Consider the following 474-nt stretch of genomic DNA (forward strand, 5'->3'; position numbering starts at 1 on the left):
GGCCTGTATAAATTAATAACTCTGCAGAATGAATTTGAAATTATCAGCCAGAAGACGGTTCATTTCGGTGAGTGTTTGATATTCTGATGTATGATTGCGAGTGAATGCCAGCGCCAATTGTCCTTTACCATAGCCAGTAGTCAGGGGTTTCATGTTCTTAGCTGCAACAAAGATTACATCATATTCAATATTGTTAGTGCCCATAGTACGGGCGAGTTGTGAACGGCCTTGACGAATGTGAGAAAGAATTGCATCCAACCCTTGTTTAGAACGTTGACGACCTACAAAGAATCGTGCTGCCACTTGTCGCCAGTCAGATGAACCTTTAACAAAGAAGTAAAAACCTTCACGAGAACGAAACTCTTTAGAAACTTCAGAACCGTATTCACCGTTACGAACTACTGCAACAACTTCACCGCCAACTGCCAGAAGGTCTTTACGAGTTAAATATTTGGACATGCTAATTTCCTCAAT

Annotated in this window: 1 protein-coding gene; it reads right to left on the reverse strand. The window is 41.1% G+C overall.

Features of this window, described 5'->3' with window-relative positions:
• Window positions 1-12: 12 nt before the first annotated feature.
• On the reverse strand, window positions 13-474 hold a 462-nt coding region (locus Y882_RS19685; RefSeq protein WP_280136543.1), incomplete at its 5' end, for a hypothetical protein.

The organism is Dyella japonica DSM 16301 (assembly GCF_001010355.1).
GTDB lineage: Bacteria > Pseudomonadota > Gammaproteobacteria > Xanthomonadales > Rhodanobacteraceae > Dyella > Dyella japonica.